The 19,037-nt window shown below is 40.6% G+C and carries 13 protein-coding genes; 3 read left to right on the forward strand and 10 right to left on the reverse strand.

All coding sequences use genetic code 11. The features are described 5' to 3' along the window. Positions 1-25 precede the first annotated feature (25 nt). The gene (locus ACOI22_RS14830) at positions 26-1,552 is read right to left on the reverse strand and encodes a sulfatase-like hydrolase/transferase (RefSeq protein ID WP_420672899.1); all 1,527 of its coding nucleotides are present in this window, start codon (positions 1,550-1,552) and stop codon (positions 26-28) included. Positions 1,553-1,875: 323 nt separating this feature from the next. Here ACOI22_RS14830 and ACOI22_RS14835 point away from each other — a divergent pair, with 323 nt between their 5' ends. Next, the gene (locus tag ACOI22_RS14835) at positions 1,876-4,299 is read left to right on the forward strand and encodes an alpha-amylase family protein (protein ID WP_420672900.1); all 2,424 of its coding nucleotides are present in this window, start codon (positions 1,876-1,878) and stop codon (positions 4,297-4,299) included. 70 nt (positions 4,300-4,369) lie between these two features. Here the strand turns inward: ACOI22_RS14835 and ACOI22_RS14840 are convergent, their stop codons facing one another. The 4 genes from ACOI22_RS14840 to ACOI22_RS14855 form a co-directional block, all read right to left on the reverse strand. Beyond that, the gene (locus tag ACOI22_RS14840) at positions 4,370-5,371 is read right to left on the reverse strand and encodes a family 16 glycosylhydrolase (RefSeq protein ID WP_420672901.1); all 1,002 of its coding nucleotides are present in this window, start codon (positions 5,369-5,371) and stop codon (positions 4,370-4,372) included. A 197-nt stretch (positions 5,372-5,568) separates the two neighbouring features. Then, complete coding sequence (locus ACOI22_RS14845; RefSeq protein WP_420672902.1) at positions 5,569-6,327, reverse strand: FadR/GntR family transcriptional regulator; 759 nt, start codon at positions 6,325-6,327, stop codon at positions 5,569-5,571. A gap of 250 nt (positions 6,328-6,577) precedes the next feature. Further along, a complete protein-coding gene (locus ACOI22_RS14850; protein ID WP_420672903.1) occupies positions 6,578-8,551 on the reverse strand; it encodes a glycoside hydrolase family 127 protein in 1,974 nt (657 codons plus the stop codon). A 66-nt stretch (positions 8,552-8,617) separates the two neighbouring features. Further along, positions 8,618-9,601 (reverse strand): family 16 glycosylhydrolase, encoded by a 984-nt coding sequence (locus ACOI22_RS14855; RefSeq protein ID WP_420672904.1) that lies wholly within the window; start codon positions 9,599-9,601, stop codon positions 8,618-8,620. Between the two features lie 243 nt (positions 9,602-9,844). On the opposite strand from ACOI22_RS14855, the gene ACOI22_RS14860 reads away from it, so the two are divergent. Both ACOI22_RS14860 and ACOI22_RS14865 read left to right on the forward strand, forming a co-directional pair. Then, complete coding sequence (locus tag ACOI22_RS14860) at positions 9,845-11,287, forward strand: sulfatase (protein WP_420672905.1); 1,443 nt, start codon at positions 9,845-9,847, stop codon at positions 11,285-11,287. Positions 11,288-11,336: 49 nt separating this feature from the next. Then, positions 11,337-12,764: an aldehyde dehydrogenase family protein gene (locus ACOI22_RS14865; protein ID WP_420672906.1), complete on the forward strand. Its 1,428-nt coding sequence runs from the start codon at positions 11,337-11,339 to the stop codon at positions 12,762-12,764. Positions 12,765-12,793: 29 nt separating this feature from the next. Here ACOI22_RS14865 and ACOI22_RS14870 read toward each other — a convergent pair whose 3' ends face one another. The 5 genes from ACOI22_RS14870 to ACOI22_RS14890 all read right to left on the reverse strand — a co-directional run bounded on the left by ACOI22_RS14870 (position 12,794) and on the right by ACOI22_RS14890 (position 19,032). Beyond that, positions 12,794-13,810 carry an aldo/keto reductase gene (locus ACOI22_RS14870; RefSeq protein ID WP_420672907.1) on the reverse strand — a complete coding sequence of 339 codons (1,017 nt, stop codon included), beginning with the start codon at positions 13,808-13,810 and terminating at the stop codon, positions 12,794-12,796. A gap of 103 nt (positions 13,811-13,913) precedes the next feature. Further along, on the reverse strand, positions 13,914-14,537 hold the full coding sequence (locus tag ACOI22_RS14875) for a 2-dehydro-3-deoxy-6-phosphogalactonate aldolase (protein WP_420672908.1): 624 nt from the start codon (positions 14,535-14,537) through the stop codon (positions 13,914-13,916). Beyond that, positions 14,534-15,433, reverse strand: coding sequence for a 2-dehydro-3-deoxygalactonokinase (locus ACOI22_RS14880; protein WP_420672909.1), 900 nt, complete (start codon positions 15,431-15,433; stop codon positions 14,534-14,536). The genes ACOI22_RS14875 and ACOI22_RS14880 overlap by 4 nt, the downstream gene beginning before the upstream one ends. 2 nt (positions 15,434-15,435) lie before the next feature. Then, the gene (locus tag ACOI22_RS14885; RefSeq protein WP_420672910.1) at positions 15,436-17,010 is read right to left on the reverse strand and encodes an MFS transporter; all 1,575 of its coding nucleotides are present in this window, start codon (positions 17,008-17,010) and stop codon (positions 15,436-15,438) included. A gap of 126 nt (positions 17,011-17,136) precedes the next feature. Next, positions 17,137-19,032, reverse strand: a complete 1,896-nt coding sequence (locus tag ACOI22_RS14890) for an FG-GAP repeat domain-containing protein (protein ID WP_420672911.1) — start codon at positions 19,030-19,032, stop codon at positions 17,137-17,139. Between the last annotated feature and the right edge of the window lie 5 nt (positions 19,033-19,037).

Raw genomic sequence — 19,037 nt, forward strand, 5'->3', positions numbered from 1 at the left:
TATTTCTTCTTTAATTAGGTTTTGCTTATAAATAGGCTTTAGCATGGTATTTTAATTTGCTTAACGATGGATCAGACACTCTTTCAAGTTCAGACATTAGCAACTTAACCATGTTTGCACGCTGCGCTTTATATTTTGGGTTTTTGATTAGGTTGTTGATTTCACCCGGATCATTTTTAAGATCGTAAAACTCATCACGATTATCACCAGGATTCCACACAAATTTAAATTCGGGAGTACGTACTGCGCGAATACCGAACCAACTGCCGTTGTACCATTCATAAGCATATAAAGATAAATCCACCTGGCCATCTTCCGCTTTGTCACCATGCTCCATTAATGGGATTAATGTATGGCCATCTTCATCGCCGTCAGGTTTTAGTGCCATCCAATCTGCTAGCGTTGCTGTAATATCAAGTACCGACACCTGACGCTTTACCGTTTTAGGTGCTAACGTTGGGTTTTTAATTAATAATGGCATACGCATCAGTTCGTCGTATGCGTAGGGCCCTTTATCATACAAGGAGTGCTCACCTAACATACTGCCTTGATCACCCCACAACACAATGTGCAGATCATCATAGATGCCTTCATCTTTTGCTGCCTGCAACAGTTCTCCAACAATTCGGTCAACCATAGCCATTGCACCATAGTAGAATGCGCGAGCTTTACGCCAATCTTTTTCAGACATATGGCCTACATCATGCCAAGGCCACCAAATACCATCTTGAGCTAAAGGCTTAAATACACGCTTAGCTAAGTGGTTGCTGGGAAGTTCAACAGTTTCTGGGTCAAACATACTAGCGTAGGGTTCTGGCACTCTATATGCGGGATGTGGTTGATTAAAACTAATTACCCCAAAAAACGGCCTATCATCGCTGGCCATTTGCTTGAGCATCTTTTGCCCCGCTAGCACCTTTTGATAAGCAGCAGTGTCTTCATACGTTCCGTCTAAGGTCATATAGTATTCGTGCTTTTCGCCACGTTTATCTAACTTACCTTCATAATAACCCTTTACCTGCGAAACTTTGCTATATGGCGTATATACGCGCGCAAAACGTTCTCGAGATTCATGGCCATGGGCTAAATCAATTTCTGCCCCGCGCAATTCCGTACCCCGCGCGCCTAAATGCCACTTACCTACATGGCCGACTAGGTATCCCGCGTTAGATGCCCTGCGCAGCAACCCGCCTTCTTTAGGATCCAGTTCTGCTAAGCGCGTAGAATACAATTCTACGTTATCATCCATACCCGTTTTATGTCCCCATCTGCCCGTATATAAAGCTGCGCGCGAGGGTGAGCATAACCCAGTGGTGGTCATGGCGTTATCAAAGCGTGTAGATTCAGCTGCTAGTGCATCAATATTTGGCGTGTTAACAGGTCCTCCTCTATATGAGAATGTATCAAATCGCATGTCGTCAAACATTAGTACCAATACATTGGGTTTTTTCCCATTACTTTTCTTTGACTCAGGCTCCGACGCAATCAAACTTGTAGACACCGTAATAGATACTAGAGATATCACTAAAGATTTTGTAATTTTACTGAACATTATTTATTAACCTATTTACCTTTTTGTATGAACAAGCCAAGCAAGCACTTAAATCAACAACACCATTTTTGCGCACCATATGGCTTGCGATAATCTTTGTACCGATGTTGCTTTTATCAAATTTAAAGAATGTTTATTGATTTCTTTCAATTTTAATTAGTATGATATATTTAAACATGATATGTTTGAATAAGAAACATAAAATTAACATAAAATATTATTTACAACAAGCTGTTCCATGTAGATGCGTTTTATATGGAGCGATGTAGGCACTTTTGACCTAAGTTGTATTTAAATTAGCATTCTCATATTTGGGGGAAACCATGACACGTAAACTACTCGCAATTTCAATTGCCGCTGCGCTTTCAATCTCAGCTGGCTGCACTAATTCAATTGAAGCTCCTTTAAACTCAACAAATACAGCTGAAATTGAAGTAAGCCCTATAGAGCAGCAGGCACGTATAAAATTATCGCAACTTGAACAAATGATGGCTGAAGCTCGCGCAAAAGGTATTGATGTGGCAAGGGAAGAAACTATTGTTTGGTTCTCTCAACAATTCCTGAAATTTGCCACCTGGGATGAAGCAAACCCTGAAACAATTGAAAGAGCATTCAGTTATGAACGCTATTACGCTGAAGATAAAGTAAAACTCGCTGCTGAATTGCCCGACTTTGAACGTAAAAAAGTAATTCAAATTTTAGATAAAGGTATAGACGACCTTGGCCGCGAACTCCGTGGCGAAATTAAGCGCAGACCGGTTAATAAAGTTGATTGGCAAGGTACAAAGGCCGGTGACAACATGTTTATCAGTAATGGAAAACCTATATTTCCCTACGATTACTTTTCAAAAACAGTAGGCCAGCCGCTTACCAATACTGATATTTATAATGATCATTTAGGAGCGCTTTATCATGGTGGCGAAAACCTATATCCCGTGGATCATGATCGCGCAATAAATTCATTTTTACTAAAAGAAGACGGTAGCTTTGATCAAGAGTTGATGGCGGAACTTACTGATATTCCAGATACAAACGTAGGCTTTTTAGTCTACTGGTTAATGGGAATTCCTGAGTGGGTAGAAAAAATAGAGCCTGAAATACGTAAAGGTAGATCATTGTTTATTGGCTTTGATATAGACAACCCAGTGGCACGAGACTTATGGAGCAAAATAATTCGCAAAACTGGCGAGCTTACTAAGGGTAAAAAAGTGACCGAATTAGGTTTTGTTCTAGCAAATGAACCACATTGGTACGCTGAAAAAGGTCATTGGACACATAAATTTCAAGAAATGACCTCGATTTCATCATATACGCTTAATAAATTCAGAACTTGGTTAGATAAAAAGTACAGTGGCAACATCGCTAATTTAAATACCAACTGGCAAAGCGATTTTACAGGTTTTGACGCCGTAGAAATTGAGATTCCAATTGCCCCTGCACTACAGGGTACGCCAATTTGGTATGACTGGTCACGCTACAATATGGACAGAAGCACTGACTGGTTTACTTTTGTTCAATCAGAGCTACATGCAGTAAATCCAGAGGCTGACACACATATAAAAATTATGCCTCGTATGTTTATGGAAAATGCACGCTCTGGTGGAATTGATACTGAAGCCTTGGCAGAGCTAACGACTATGGTAGGGCATGACGCAAAGTCGTTTGGAAGCAAGAACATTCGTCCGGGCAAATCGTCAGAATGGATTGAAAAGTACTCTTATCATTGGGGGCTTGTTGCGATGTTTCATGATTTCATGGAATCAGTTGCTCCAAACAAAATTAACATAAATTCTGAATCCCATTTTTTATCATCAGGACAGTGGCGCGATTTAGACACACGCACCAGTTATGTGCGAAGCGTATATTGGTTAGCAACGTTGTTAGGTATGGATGCTAACATGGGCTGGTTTTGGGCGCGTGACCCAGATGGCTCTCCCGAAGACCGCTTAGAAGGTGAGCTTGACTTCTTTGACCCTGGTCTGGGCGGAGCCTATGCTGGTTCCAATAACATGCAACCACACGTTACTAACGAAGTCACCCAAGTTATGTTTGACCTAAATAGCTTTTCTGAAGAAATTATAGCGTTGCGCGAGCAACGCCGTCCATTGCGATTCTTTTATTCGGAAACCTCAGCCATAAATACTACAGACTACATGACGGAAGGTTACAAATTATATGAATCGATGTTTTTCGAAGGATTTCCTTTAGGATTTGCTACTAAGAATATTATTCAAAAACAAGACAATAACAACTGGGACGCTATTGTTGTTTACAATAACAAATATGTGAGCGATGCCGAATTTGACACCTTGCAGTCGTATTTAACTAATGGCGGTACAGTAATTCTTGACTCACAAGATGCATTATCTATGAATGAGTATGGCCAAAAGCGTACCAAGCGTTTAGCGGCAAGTGAAGGAAAGTTAATTACTTTAAACACCACCAACATTGCTAAAATTAAACAGGTGGCACTGGCGGAAGTTGAAGAAGCTAGTGAACCTGAAGTGCTAGTTAAAGAAGATAATGGCCTTGACCACAAAACAACGATGTGGCGAGTAGTATCTGAAAAAGATGGGAAGTATTTGCTGAATATACTGAACTTTGGTCACAATACGGCTAAGTTGCAATTGTCTATGAAAAATGGGCAGTCCGCATCGGTTAAAAACATGATGACGAGCAATCTTATGGATACAACTTTTGAACTTCCGTCTGAAGGGGTGCTGTTGTTAGAAATTACCCCACAATAACCTTAGATTCTTTATTTGAGATGTCATTCCTGAGAAATTGGGAATGACATCTATTTAGGGAAGAGTGAACTTATTTGCCCAAGTGTTCAGGTTTTTGCCATACACGAATATATTCAACTTCAAAATCTACAACACCATCGTGTTTTTTATTCTCAGGGCTGTTTAATTCTAAATCCTCTTTGCTGTTTGGGTAACCGTGCCAAGGGAATGTTTCCATGTCGAGCCAAAGGTTGATTGGTTGAGTGGCGACGTAGCCGTTATAGTCTTCAGGTAACCCTTCTCTATTTTCTTTCGCCCACTGCGTAACTTGTTCAGCCGTTACCTCTGAAAACAATTCGCCGTCAATGTAGTACTTAACCCCCTGTTCATCCCATTCAATGCCGTATATGTGGAAATCATCGGCCATTCTAAACCCTAAATCTTTTCGCTCAGTGTAGCTGGGCTTACCACCCACTGGTTTTTTCCAGTCACGAATAGACCACCACAATTCACTGTCTAAATGGTCTTTTGCTGGATCTTCACGGCTATCTCCAAATGATTCAAAAAAATCAAATTCTAATCCAGGCCCCATAGACCAAAAGCCGCTAGTTATTTCTGCATCAGCTGATTTACTCTTAATTTCAATATAGCCATAAGTAAAAGATCTACGATTAATAAAACATGGAACTGTTATATTTTCATGCTTCATAGGCTCGCCGAATACAGGCTTCCTGATTTCATCTGTGAAAGGGAAGTCGGGCTCCCAGCGTGCCTCTAACATTAGCTTGCCATTCTCTAAGCGGTAATTGCGTCCAGAAAACTGTGACGGAGCGCGACCTTTCCATACCCACTTGTCTGGATTATCGGGGTGAATATATTGGGGCTTCCCGTCTTTAAATTTACCCACTATAAACCATCGTTCTTCGTCAACAGTGCCTTGTTCAAACTCATCGCTAACCTGGGTATTTAAAATCCAGCCACCCGTATTAGTTTGATCAGAAAATGGAAGCGCAGGATTTGCACTAACAAGACAAGAAATATTAAACAAGCTACTGAATAATATGATTTTTTGTAATTTATTTTTACGATTCATTTTTTACCTACTGTAGTATTTAAGCACAATTGAAAAGCACTAGACCGATTAACATTTTATTATATTAACAAATATAACATGCAATGTTAACAAAGATATGATGTTTTAAATTAAGGTAAATAAATGTTCTAAGTAAGGTAAGCAGTCGATATTTATATTTTATAAAGGAGCTCGTAAGGCTATGATATTTAAAGAATTTATATAGATTTATCGTCAAAATACCCTTTGCCGAAGGCTTCTTTAAGCCTGCGAATTGCATCTCTTAACAATTTCTCGGTCAGTTTTTCAGCTTTATCACCATCTCCGCGGGCTATTGCATCACAAACTTCGCGGTGAAAGGCAACAGAATCACTGTTATTGCGTGGATCTTTGTTAGTAATTCGCACGCTAACTAAGAGCGCAGAGTATATTACACCTTCCATTGCCGTTAAAAACTCGTTGTGAGCAGCATGCAAAACAGCTTTATGAAAAAGGGCGTCCGACACCACAAATTTTTCGATTGAACCTGATTCTTCTTCCATTCTTTCACAGGCTTTTTCTATTTCAAGTATGTCTTCTTTTGTAGCGCGCTCAGCAGCCCATCGTGAAGCCTTAGGTTCAAAAGCTAAACGAATATCCATTAGCTGACTAATAAAGTCTAACCTTGGGGTAGCAGTAATATGCCAAGCCAATACGTCGTCATCGAGTAAGGTCCATTCATTGCGAGGACGTACTTTTGTACCTATTCCTCTGCGAACATCTAGCAAACCCTTCCCCACTAGAATCTTTACGGCATCTCGGACAACAACGCGGCTAACCTGAAAACGTTCAGCTAGTGCATTTTCGTCTTCAATTAAACTTCCTGACTCGAAACTACCAGCTACAATTCTGCGACCCAGTTCTCTGGCAACTTGTATTGATAAACTGGGTGACATTTTTTTAGTTCGTTTTAGGTCGTAATAAACTAGCTCACTCATACTTCATAACTCATTTATATTCAGGTAATAAACATATTATGTTTCTATACGCATAAAGTTTCCAGTACTAAATAGTTATTTATTTGTTAACAGTTTCCTGTTTTTAGGGGCTTTGACTGTGTAGGGGCGTTTTGATTATTCCTGATGTTTCGAGAATCACGCGTGTAAGTAGCTTTGAAACACGCGTTTGCGACGGTCGGGAAAGATTTCGCGCACCTGTAAAGATATTCCCGACAGCCAATGCTTCGGCTTACCAAATTATGGGTAAGAATACTGACATTTCGCACTCCCCGCGATTACTCCACGCATAATATGGAACAAATTGAGCCTTGTGCGCAATAAAATCAGGTTTTTTCACGTCACGATACATGCCTTGTGCTTTATCTTTGCGTAGCAACACTTCACCGTGAATAGTGCTTAGCCCACCCAAAAAATCATGCCTATAAGTAGACCTTAGCTCAGAGTCACCTTTTAAATACGCTTCCACTATACCAGCGTCTTCAGGTAAATCTGAAGACTCAAGGCAATACACAACAGGGCCGCGTTTAATGCTTACCTGATTTCGCACTTCCTCAATACGCGGGTGGCCTTCTACTAACCTAACATCCATTGGGAATAGCAGCTCAATAACATCGCCTGCACGCCATTCGCGCTCTATTTTGGCATATTCACCGGCAGATATTTTGACCTTAGTATTTTTCCCATTTACTGTAAGGTTTGAGCCTTTGGCCCAATTGGGGATGCGTACCAATATTTCAAAAGCGGCTTCTTTGCATGCCTCTATGGTAAGTTTTATTGCGCCGTCCCATGGGTATTGGGTTTCTTGTAATAGTTGAAACTCTGTTCCATCCATTAACTTTGTGTTCAGTTTATTAGACCCATACAAATTTATAGCAATGCCATTTTCAGACAAACTATAAGCCCAAGTACTGGTTTTAACGATGGTACGAACAAGGTTTGGTGGGCAGCAAAAACATTCAAGGTAAGGCAATCTATCAGGGGATTCTGTATTCATTTTCGCGTAGTCCCGCGCGCCTATAATTTTGCGAAGCGGATTAGCATAGTAGTATTTCGTTCCGCAAACGCTTATACCAGATAGGCTACTGTTATGAAGCACGAGCTCCATTATATCAGCGTATTTTGATTCACCTTTAATACCAAGCATCCTATGGCTAAACATTGCATTACATATATTGGCGCAGGTTTCATTGTAAGACGTCAAGTTGGGCATCATGTATTCATCAATAAAGCCCTCTTCGATCATATCGTGGCGAGAAGAGGCGCCATAATGTGCTTGCCCAACCGCACCAGTTACATACATTTTTTTCTCAGTAACGTTTTCCCACAATCTATCAAGAGCATCTATTAAGGCTTTCTCGCCCGTTTCTGAGTAAACATCAGCTGCCCCAGCATAGTAATAAAGTGCCAATACTGCATGGCCCACGGCCTCGGTTTCTTCACGCAGCGGGACGCGCTCTTGCACCATGTCACCAATTGGGTAACCTTCGGTAGTCGTGTCATGAACCATTTCAGATTTTCCGCGGTTATTAATAAAAATTTCAGCTAAATCCAAATAACGCTTATCGTTCACTGTTCTATAAAGCTCTACAAGCCCCATAATTTGAGTTTGGTTAAATCCAAATCGCGATAGCTCTTTGGGGCAAGGGTTGAATAATTTGCATAGTAAATCTGCATTTTTGATAGCTATATTCAGAAAATTCTTTTGCCCGGTCATGCGGTAGTGAATACAAGCCGAGGTAAACAAATGCCCACAATTATACATTTCATGATATTTGCGATTTGAGAAATGGCCAATATTGTTAATTTGTATGTAGGCATGCAAATAACCGTCATTTTCTTGAGCTTGAGCAAGAATATCAATTATTTCATCTAACTCTTTAAGAATTGCTTGGTCTTGATTGAGCCCATATACATAGCACGCAGCCTCCATCCATTTAAAGAAATCAGCGTCATGCCAGTACTCACCAAAGTGCTCACCCTGACTTAAGCCGGCGGCAATTTTAAAGTTATTCAATGCATGGCCAATATTGCCCTTAAGCAATGACCCCATATAAGGCACCATAACCTCTTCACAAAGTTTTACTTTGTCAGCCCAGAAACCTTCAGTCCAACGGCAATCACCGTGATTAATAGAGCGCAACGCAACATACGGACTTTGAGAAGTATTTAATTCGGTTTTGTTGTGGTGATTTGTATTGCTCATGTAAATTCCTACAGGTAAAAAGTTATTAATTTGCAATGCCTTACTGCAAATTTTATCAGTTAGATATTATTGTTGCGTCCATACCCGAATGTAATCTACGCTCATTGTGGGTGGATTGGCATTGAATGTAGTTGCGTCAAAATTTTCTATAGCTTGAATAGGGTCAATCGGTTTAAAGCCGTTGCACACAAACTCGGTATAAGGTTTACGTAGCCCCAATGATAAGGCCACTTTCATATCCAACTGCTTCCAATGGCTATTTTGCGAACGCCCTACTTCCTTTGTGTTTACATACCACACTATCTCTTGTTCCGTTACCTTCGCACCATACACATAAAAAACATCAGCTGGGTTTTCTTCTAAAACATTTACGTTCTCTTGCTCATGAAATTTTCCAGGCCGCTTCCAAAGCCGACCCGACGGATTTGTTTTTGCATTTTTCTTTGTTAATGCGGCATGCAAATTATGATCGCTTATTCGTTCATTGCCCTTTTTAAAAGCTTGCCTTTGCTGAAGTTCTACAACATCAATTTCGCTATAGCGAACTGCGTTTTCTTTGGTCTTAGAATCATCAAATTCACTATACATCCAAAATGCGGGGGAAAAACCGGGAAAAGTTTGCACGCCTTTTATTTTAGCTTCGTAATAACCAAGAGTGCCTTTTGCGTATGACTCAAGCATTGCCGATGTAAAATAAAGAGCGCTATTTGGAATCCCTTTACCTTGCTGGCATGCATCGCCTATGCTGCGCGCATGTTTTTTATATTGCATCTGAATTTTTAGCATGCCATTTTCAACATACGCATTTTGTTTATTATCCCACGTCCACGTTTGTACGTGTTTAGGATTTCTTTTCCACTTTTTATAATCTATTTCACTGCTGTTAAATTCATCAGAGCGTTGAGGGTCAAGTTGCCACTTTTCTCCCGCAAGCGCATTCATTGGCATGCCTTCTTTTTCATAGTTCGGAAGTACTTTAGCTTCCTTGCCCACGCATCCCAGTAAGATGCTTGTTAACGACAGCATAAGTGCCACTTTTACTATATTCACAATGTATCTGCCTTATTCCAATCTAGCGTTATCTTCATACCGCATTTAACGAATACTCATATTTTGCATTCGTTAATATAAAATAAATTTTGTAAACTTAAACATCATATGTTTAAATAGATGTTACATTTTAGCTTTGCGTATTTCAAGTATAAATTTCTCGAAAACGATAATTGAAAATGAAACGATTTAATAAAACTAAAATAAATAAATTGCTTTTTTGATAGTGAATAAGGACAAAAAATGAATATGCGTTTAAGACAATTAATGATACTCGCCGTCAGTGTTAGTGCACTGCTTCAAGTGCCACATAGTTTTGCTCAATCAGGTAATAAGAGCGATAAACCCAATATTGTCCTCTTATTTGCCGATGATGCAGGCTACGCAGACTTTGGTTTTCAGGGCAGTAAAACCATGATTACTCCCAATCTTGATAAGCTAGCCGCAAATGGCGTTCGCTTTACGCAAGGTTACGCTACCGATTCAACATGTGGACCTTCAAGAGCCGGCTTATTAACTGGCCGCTATCAACAGCGCTTTGGTTATGAAGAAAATAACGTACCAGGCTACATGAGTAAAAACTCAGCAATAGATGGCGCTGAAATGGGCATCCCTCTTGATGAAGTAACAATGGGTGATTACATGAAATCGCAAGGCTACGCTACCGCCTTTTTCGGAAAATGGCATGTAGGAGGTACCGATGCCATGCACCCTATAAATAGAGGTTTTGACACCTTTTATGGATTTAGAGGGGGAGATAGAAGCTACTACGCATATGAAGCAAACGACCCAGCTCGCCAGCAAGTAGCTACTTTTTTCGATAAAGAAATAGAAAGTGGCTTGGGTAATTTTAAAGAGCATGAAGGCTATTTAACTGATGTACTAGCAGATAAAGCGAATGAATTTATTGCTGACAACCAAGATAAGCCATTTTTTGCTTTTGTATCATTTAACGCAGTACATACACCTATAGAATCTACCCCTGAAGACTTAGCAAAATTCCCCGAACTTAGTGGTACTCGCAAGCAAGTTGCGGCCATGACGCTTGCCTTAGATAGAGCCAGCGGCGCCATTATGAATAAACTCGAAGAGCTTGGCTTAGCCGAAAATACAATTGTAGTGTTTACCAATGATAACGGTGGACCTACTGACAAAAATGCCTCAGTTAATTTACCATTAAGTGGCACTAAGTCTAACTATTTGGAGGGCGGTATTCGTGTTCCCTACGTACTAAGTTGGCCGGCCAAAATTAAGCAATGCCTAACATTTGATCACCCAGTAAGTACATTCGATTTACTTCCTACGTTTTTTGAAAGCGCAGGTGGTACTCAATATAAAAAAGACGTTGATGGGGTGAATCTTATTCCCTATTTAACTGGCGACAAACAAGGTAAACCACATGAAAATCTGTTTTGGAAAAAAGAAAGCAGAGCCGCAGTAAGATCGGGCGATTACAAATTGCTTCGGTATCCTGATCGCCCCGCTGAACTATATAATATTCGCAATGATATTTCGGAATTAAATAATTTAGCAAGCAGCAAGCCTGAATTAGTTAGGGCACTTTATAAGAAAATATTTGAATGGGAACTCAGTCATGAGAGAGCAAGATGGTTACTTAAAAGGCAATTTGAAAAGTCTGATATTGATAGAATGGATAAGTATCGCTTAAAGAAAGAACAAGAGTAAATAAATCAGCGGGTAAACACCAACACTACTAAAATTAACAGGCAGTATTATGAGCAATGAAAAATCACTCTACATAGGCGGAAAAATAGTTGAAGGTTCTGCTGTGTATAGCATTACTAATCCAGCCACTATGGAAACGGTCGCGTCTATCAATGGCGCAAGCGAAAAAGATGTACAATTAGCCTTAGAATGCGCGCAAAACGCATTTTCAGCTTGGTCAACAACCAGTGTTGAAAATCGAATTGAGTGGATGATGAAGCTCAAAAACGCCCTTATTGATAATGAACAGCCACTGCGCGAAGCCGTGCACCTTGAAATGGGTAAAAGCTGGGCCAGCACGCATGATGATTACTCAATGTTAATTGATAGTTTGGATTACTATGCCAAGCTAATCAAAGAAAAGGCTTTGCTGGATGAGTCTCAGTCGGTAGCCGATTATCAACATCAAATTACCCGCACACCCATTGGTGTTGCAGCTGCGTTTTTAGCGTGGAATTTTCCTTTGCTTAACATCGCTTATAAAGTTGGCCCCGCTATGGCTGCTGGCTGCCCTCTTATCATCAAGCCTTCTCAAAAAACGTCGTTATCAGCTTGTGTGTTTGGTGAAATATGTAAGTCAATCGATTTGCCAAATGGCGTTATCAATATAGTTTGCGGTGACGACCAATTAGTAGGAGATACTATTTCAGCGTCAACTATTCCCGCTTTAATATCGCTAATTGGTTCAGCTAGCGTTGGCAAGCATGTTATTAAAACCGGCGCTACATCTATTAAACGTTATTCAATGGAATTGGGCGGCAATGCGCCTGTTATTGTTTTAGATGACGCAGATTTAGACCTTGCCAGTGATATTGTGGCCACAATGAAAACCGCAAATGCAGGCCAAATTTGCGTAACGCCAAATCGTGTTTTTGTGCACAGTACCGTGCATGATGAATTTGTAGCACTTGTTAAAAGAAAACTCGAGAACGTAAAAGTAGGCTTCGACAAGTCACAAGATATTGATATGGGGCCCTTGATTGATATGCAAGCATGGGAACGAATTGATAAAACCGTGAAAGAGGCTGTAAGTGAGGGCGCAGTTTTAGAATTAGGGGGTGACCGTCCAGTAGGTTTAGATAAAGGTGCCTTTTATGCACCCACCCTGTTAACTAAAGTAAGCAAGGACATGTCAATTTATAAAAATGAAGTGTTTGGCCCTGTGGTGAGTATTATAGCCTTTTCTGAGCTAAATAAAGTTATTGAAGCGGCCAACGATACCGAAGCGGGCTTATCATCATTTATCTTTTCGAAAAACAAGGAAGTTGCTAGCAATATTGCTAAGCAGCTTGCCTTTGGCGAAGTACATGTGAATGGTATTTGTTACGCCATTAATTTACCACATTGTGGACTTAAGCAATCAGGTACGGGTATAGATTGTTCAGAATTTGCATTAGATGAATATTTTGCTGTTAAGCGAGTTTCGACTGCATTGTAAAACTGTGAACTAGGGTCTTGCTTGTTGAATCAAGACCCTATAATTTCATCAATCTTAGTCAGTTCTTGTTCAGAAAAATCCTGTTGCTTTAGCGCTTCTACAGATGACACAACTTGTTCTGCTTTACTAGCCCCGACTAAGCAAGAGCTTACCGCTGGGTTGCGTAAGGTCCATACAATGGCCATTTGCGCCAAGGTTTGACCACGAGACTTAGCCAGTGCGTTCAGTGCTTTTATTTTACGTAGTTTATCATCGGTGATTTGCTCATTATTGAGATGCACTATTTCGCTGCGCGCCGCGCGAGAATTACTTGGTATGCCTTGTAAATATTTGTCACTTAACAAACCTTGCGCTAAAGGCGAAAAAACAATGCCTCCCACTCCTTCATTGATTAATAGCTCACTTAAACCATCTTCAATCCAACGGTCAAACATGTTGTATCTAGGTTGATGCACCAATAAAGGCGTTCCAAGTGCTTTGAGTATCGAAATAGCCCGTGCACATTCTTTTGGGCGATAATTAGAAATACCAATATAAAGTGCTTTGCCCGTGCGCACAAGGTGATCAAGGGCTGCCATAGTTTCTTCCAAAGGCGTGTTTTTATCAGGGGTATGATGATAAAACACATCAAAGTAATCTAAGCCAGTGCGCTTTAAGCTTTGCTCACAGCTTGAAATAATGTATTTTCTTGAACCGCCTACGCCGTAGGGACCTGGCCACATATCGTAACCCGCTTTACTCGAAATAATAAGTTCATCTCGGTACGGCTTTAAACTCTGCTTTATAATTCGTCCAAATGTAGATTCTGCTGCGCCGTAGGGAGGGCCGTAATTGTTAGCCAAATCATAGTGGGTTACACCTAAGTCAAACGCTGAGTGCAAAATATTCGAAGCATTTTTTAGTGTGTCAACGTCACCGAAGTTTTGCCAAAGACCTAAAGATATTTTGGGCAAGCGTAATCCACTATTTCCGCAATAGGGATACTCCATTTCCTTATACCTATCTTTTGCAGCAACGTATTGTGAGTTTGGTTCGTGGGTAATCAAAATGTAATCCTTGCACTTTCAGCGCTAATGAACAGAAGTATATCATCCAAGGCTAATACAATCATATTCGTTACCCATTAATGATATTGACCTGCGACTATCGTTAGCTATGCGTAAAAGATTGATATACTTGCACATACGCGCGAGCACGTTTACGAATGTCTTGTAGAGACATTTCTGATTTAAATAAAGCTGACCCCAAGCCAAAGCCATAAGCGCCTGCCTCTAACCAACAATGCATACTTTCATTACTTGGTTCAATGCCGCCCACGGGATAACATTTTACGTCAGTAGGTAATACTGATTTTAAGGCTTTAAAGCCCTCAATACCTAACACTGAAGCCGGAAAAATCTTAATGCCAGAAGCGCCGTATTCTAGGGCAGCAAAAGCTTCTGTGGGCGTAACCACCCCAGGGAAACATTGGCAATTTGCGGCAACAGACATACTAACCACCTCTTTATTTAGGTTGGGAGTTACCACTAAATTGGCGCCTGTAGCAATTACCGCTTCAGCGAGCTTGGGAGTGGTCACCGTGCCAGCGCCAATTAAATATTTTGATGAATAAGCGTTAACTAGCATGCTAATACTTGTTAATGCGTCAGGACTATTCAGCGGTACTTCAATACTGCTAAAACCTTCCTCCACTAATACCTCTGCTACCGCCAAAATATTTTCGGGAGTGACACCACGCAATATCGCGATAAGTGGCAAAGCGTTATTTTTCATTTTAATTTCCTTCTAAGAATACTCATTCCTGCAAGAAAGCATTGATTCCCATCAAGCACTTCTGCTTGCAAATTAAGTAGGTCGCAAGCCAATTTATAGTTAGCAGACAGCGATTGCCCACCTACTATGTAAATATGCCTATTTTTAAGCTCTTTCAATTCATAACCTATAAGCAAGCCCGACATATATGTTTTTACATCACGTTCTTCAACTTGCTCAAACAACCTTCGAGTACGCGCTAAAAATATAAAATTAGTTAATTGACCTTTCTGCGCATCGCGCACACCTTTTTCAAAAGCTGGCGTGCAGCCTGCGTCGGCGTCCGCCAAACCTTTTCCTAGCAAACTATGTTGGGCAATAATTGAATAAAATTCTCCTGTCATGAAGCTAGCAAAACGAGTAATTTCACCCGAATCAAACACAACGTGTTTACTGTGGGTACCGGGTAAAATAGCTTGAAAATTCGCGCTTTCTTTTATCTCTGCTAAGCCGATTACCTGAACTTCTTCGCCGCGCATAACATCATATTTATCTTCATCATATACGTGGGAAACGCCAGGTACGATATAAGCTTTAGCCCCCCAGGGTAATTGAAATGAAAACGTTTTGGCACTTAAGGACTCACTAGAAACCGGAGTTTCAGTGTATGGCACATTGTGCCAGCCTTGGGCCGACCCCACCATACCGGCCATATAAATGGGTAAATTATGATAAGAGATACCCCATTCATTCAGTATTGTTTCTAGTGTGCCGGCAAAATTACCGTCGCTCACTTGCAAAAAACCTAAGGGCAAAGATTTGGTATCAACCAAAGTTTCGTTAGTGCCTATTGCGAAGGCGCGAAAGTTTGTGGTGCCCCAATCTATTATTAAGTACTCGAGTTGCTGTGGCTCCATATTCAAGACTCCTTAACCAACATCACTTCAATCTCTTCTATCGATTTGCCTTTGGTTTCTGGAAGTGTGAACCACATCACAATCAAACCCACTAAACCAAAGCCGCCATAAATTAGAAATATGCTCGAAATCCCCATATTATCTAATTGCCATGGGAAAAATTGCTGAATAGACCACGAAGAAACCGTTTGTACCAACGCGGCGAAAGGTAGCGCAACACTTCTTACGGAGTTTGGAAACACCTCTGAAAATATCACCCACATTATGGGTCCAATAGACATATTAAACGCCGCTAAAAACGCAAATATACCAAATAGCACTAGGGGAGCATTTACACCTTGAATAGTTGCATTGATAATGGTTCCGCTGGCCAAGGGGAGTTCTTTTTTATTAAAAACCTGCCCAATGGCCGACTTCAAAGCAACATCATCTTCAAAGGTTTTTCCTTTTAGTGATGATAATGTTTCTGTACTAATACCATCTACTTCAAACTGCATTTCAATTTGGGATATTGCCGCATCATTAAATACATAATTCGCTTGGCTAAACCCGAACCATGTTGATGCATGAGCAACCACCACCAAACTCAAACCGGCAAGTGTTAGAATTCGCCGGCCTAACTTTTCCACCAAACTTATAGCAATAATGGTCGCCAACAAGCCTACAAGCCCAGTCACAATTGTTTGCATAAATGTATCTTCAACACTCATGCCCACCTGCTCAAATACCATTGGAGCAAAAAACAACACCGCGTTCATGCCAGTAGCGCCTTGGACTATTGCATAGCACACGGCAATAAATACAACCATTTTGAAACGAGAACTAAAAAGGTCTTTTAATTGCTCAAAAATAGGCCGTTTTGTAGTTTTATTAAGGCTCTCTTTAACTGATGTAATAAAGCTCTCAACATTGCCCCCAGCAATAATTTGAGCATAAGCCTTTCTCGCTTCATCTTCTTTACCTTGCGAGATCAACCAACGAGGTGATTCTGGAATTTTCCACAATAAAACAAGCCAAACGGCATTCGCAATAAGCTCCGCCCCTAGCATAAACCGCCATATATTTTCATTTGTTAGCCAGCTAATACTGCCGATTGATTGAATAAAAAAGTAATTAACAACAAACGCTAACAGTAACCCTAAGCCAATCATAAATTGATTAACTGATACGAACTTACCACGAGTTTCAGGGGGCGCTATTTCACCAATATACATCGCCGATACAGTTATTGAAGCAAAAGCTACCCCACCAATAAATCTGCCCAGCACTAGCATTTCATAATTCAACGCACTTGCTGATACAATTGACGAAAGCGCATATGTAAAGCCAATAATAAGTAATACTTTAGCTCGGCCCAACTTCTCGCACAAAGGGCCCGTGAAAAACAGCGCAACTATAACGCCCAACAATGCCACGCCCACTACGGTGCCTTGTTGAATACTGTCAAGTTCAAACAATGAACTTACGTATCGAATAGCCCCAGATATATTGGCCGCATCTAAGCCGAACACAAAACCGCCAAAGGCTGCGATTAACGAATACTGAGTTACGCGATTACTAATTTTAGCTTGCACCATCTTTCCCCCACTTAAAACATAACAACTATATAAACATATTATGTATTTATATTATATAAAAACAATGTTTAATTAGTGTTAACAGTACTTTTTTATTGAATTTGGTTTTGCTGGTTTTTTACTGGGCTAAAAACGCCCTAATGCCACTGCCCCATCGCTGCTTTTTACAGTTTCTGATATACGCTCTGCATTGCTGTAATTCACTTCTACATGTAAATCGCTCTTACAGTCTGCTAAACCAAAATGAATGTGATTATTCGCACTATATGAATATGAGGCGCCATTACTACCCAAAATGCGAGTCTGCTTTAAGCCGCAAGCTTCCAGCTGCACCATAGCGCCCAATGCCGTTCCGTTGTTCTTTGGCGAGCGCCCTAACTTGACGGTGAAGCCAGGTTTTCCTTGATTGGTACTTTTGAACAACCGCCACTTGCCTCTTTCACTCCCAATTATTACGTCAAGATTTCCATCCAAATTGTAATCAAGAGCATCAATCGCCATGCCAATAGCGCCCAGCTCAGAGCTTTCTATGCCGTGGTCCATCCATTGCGTAAACCCTTTGCTATTATTTAAATAAACAATGGCCGCGTTTGTATCCACCATGTTACCGCGAGGCATTACAATTAAATCAATTAAACCATCATTGTTTAGATCACCCTTTGCCACTCCCATTGTATGAGCTTTTTTATCGAGACCTAAGCTTTGAGTTCTATCAACAAACACACCTTTTTGGTTTTCCAAAAACACATCTTGTATACCCGGCAATATGGGAGAAGCCGCATAATGAGGTACATCATGAAGTACAGCCGTGAAAGGTGACCATATATCACCGGCAATTCGCCACTTTTTGTTTCCAACATAACCCATATAAGTCCCCTTCTTATCTCTTTTTTGCGCAAAGCCTAAGGCATCACTATTAACTAGGCGAATATTGCGACCAGAATGGGTTTCGCCGGGAAACTCGTATTCATAACCCGACTCGCCAATAAATACGTGTTTGCTAGGCCATTGCGACTGCATATTCTCAATTTTAAGAACGTCACCAACATCCTCTAAGACAAAATCAAAAGGTCCTCTTTTGGTATAAAAAGCCATAGTACGGGTTTCTGGATTAAAAAATGTTTGCCCGCGTTCAAAGGCTTTACCGCGGCTAAAATAGATATCAAGGTCACCGTCGTTGTCGTAGTCAAGTTGTACCGCACCCGTAATATGTTCAATACTGCTATTTAACACTTTGTTCGTTACTTCGCTAAAGCTAAAATTAGCGCCTCCTTGATATATTTTCAGAGCGCCATCTCCATACATGAAAATATCTGGGTAACCATCGGCATTAAAATCACTCAACAGTACCTTTTGACCATCTCGCTTAGAGCTAGGTAAGGTGGTCTTTAGCTTAAGCTGAAAGTTTGGCGCTGCTGTATTTTCGTAAATGTAATTTTCGCTTTGCCCCTTTTTGTTAGCAGAAGGAAACGCAAAGTTAAGTAAATCGGCGTGACCATCTTTGTTTAAGTCAACAAAGTTAACCGTGCGCCCGCGCATGTTCGCAAGGGGCTCATTGAAATCACTCATTTGAGCGATATTTCGAAATTTATCTATTTTGAAAATAGTCGAATTTCTTGCATTAGAGCCTGACCCACCTCCTTTAGACAATATCACTTCCATTTGTCCATCATTGTCAAAATCATCTATCGATACGCCATGTAAATCACCCACTAGCAAATCATAGGGTGGCGCAAATGTCCCCTTGTTATTCCATACTATCTTTACGCTAAACCCGTGGTCATTAAGCAATAAATCCATATAGCCATCTTGATCCAAGTCAGCTACAACAGGGCTATCCCATTTACGTAAGTTGGGTTCGTTTTCAAGAAAGGCGGGGACGGCTTCAAAGCTGAGGCTCTCATTCAAATGTGTTTTTGATTCTTTTATTTGGCTTTTCGAATGACTTACAGCACAAACACAGCTACTTATGAATAAGACACTAAGCGAAATCAAACTTAAAGATAATGCGGACCTTGGCATGGGAT

The sequence above is a fragment of the Glaciecola sp. 2405UD65-10 genome (assembly GCF_048820975.1).
Taxonomy (GTDB): Bacteria; Pseudomonadota; Gammaproteobacteria; order Enterobacterales; family Alteromonadaceae; genus Glaciecola.

Coding starts and splice junctions, on each gene's coding strand:
- ACOI22_RS14830 (WP_420672899.1), bottom strand. CDS start 1,552: ATGTTCAGTAAAATTACAAAATCTTTAGTGATATCTCTAGTATCTATT.
- ACOI22_RS14835 (WP_420672900.1), top strand. CDS start 1,876: ATGACACGTAAACTACTCGCAATTTCAATTGCCGCTGCGCTTTCAATC.
- ACOI22_RS14840 (WP_420672901.1), bottom strand. CDS start 5,371: ATGAATCGTAAAAATAAATTACAAAAAATCATATTATTCAGTAGCTTG.
- ACOI22_RS14845 (WP_420672902.1), bottom strand. CDS start 6,327: ATGAGTGAGCTAGTTTATTACGACCTAAAACGAACTAAAAAAATGTCA.
- ACOI22_RS14850 (WP_420672903.1), bottom strand. CDS start 8,551: ATGAGCAATACAAATCACCACAACAAAACCGAATTAAATACTTCTCAA.
- ACOI22_RS14860 (WP_420672905.1), top strand. CDS start 9,845: ATGAATATGCGTTTAAGACAATTAATGATACTCGCCGTCAGTGTTAGT.
- ACOI22_RS14865 (WP_420672906.1), top strand. CDS start 11,337: ATGAGCAATGAAAAATCACTCTACATAGGCGGAAAAATAGTTGAAGGT.
- ACOI22_RS14875 (WP_420672908.1), bottom strand. CDS start 14,537: ATGAAAAATAACGCTTTGCCACTTATCGCGATATTGCGTGGTGTCACT.
- ACOI22_RS14880 (WP_420672909.1), bottom strand. CDS start 15,433: ATGGAGCCACAGCAACTCGAGTACTTAATAATAGATTGGGGCACCACA.
- ACOI22_RS14885 (WP_420672910.1), bottom strand. CDS start 17,010: ATGGTGCAAGCTAAAATTAGTAATCGCGTAACTCAGTATTCGTTAATC.
- ACOI22_RS14890 (WP_420672911.1), bottom strand. CDS start 19,032: ATGCCAAGGTCCGCATTATCTTTAAGTTTGATTTCGCTTAGTGTCTTA.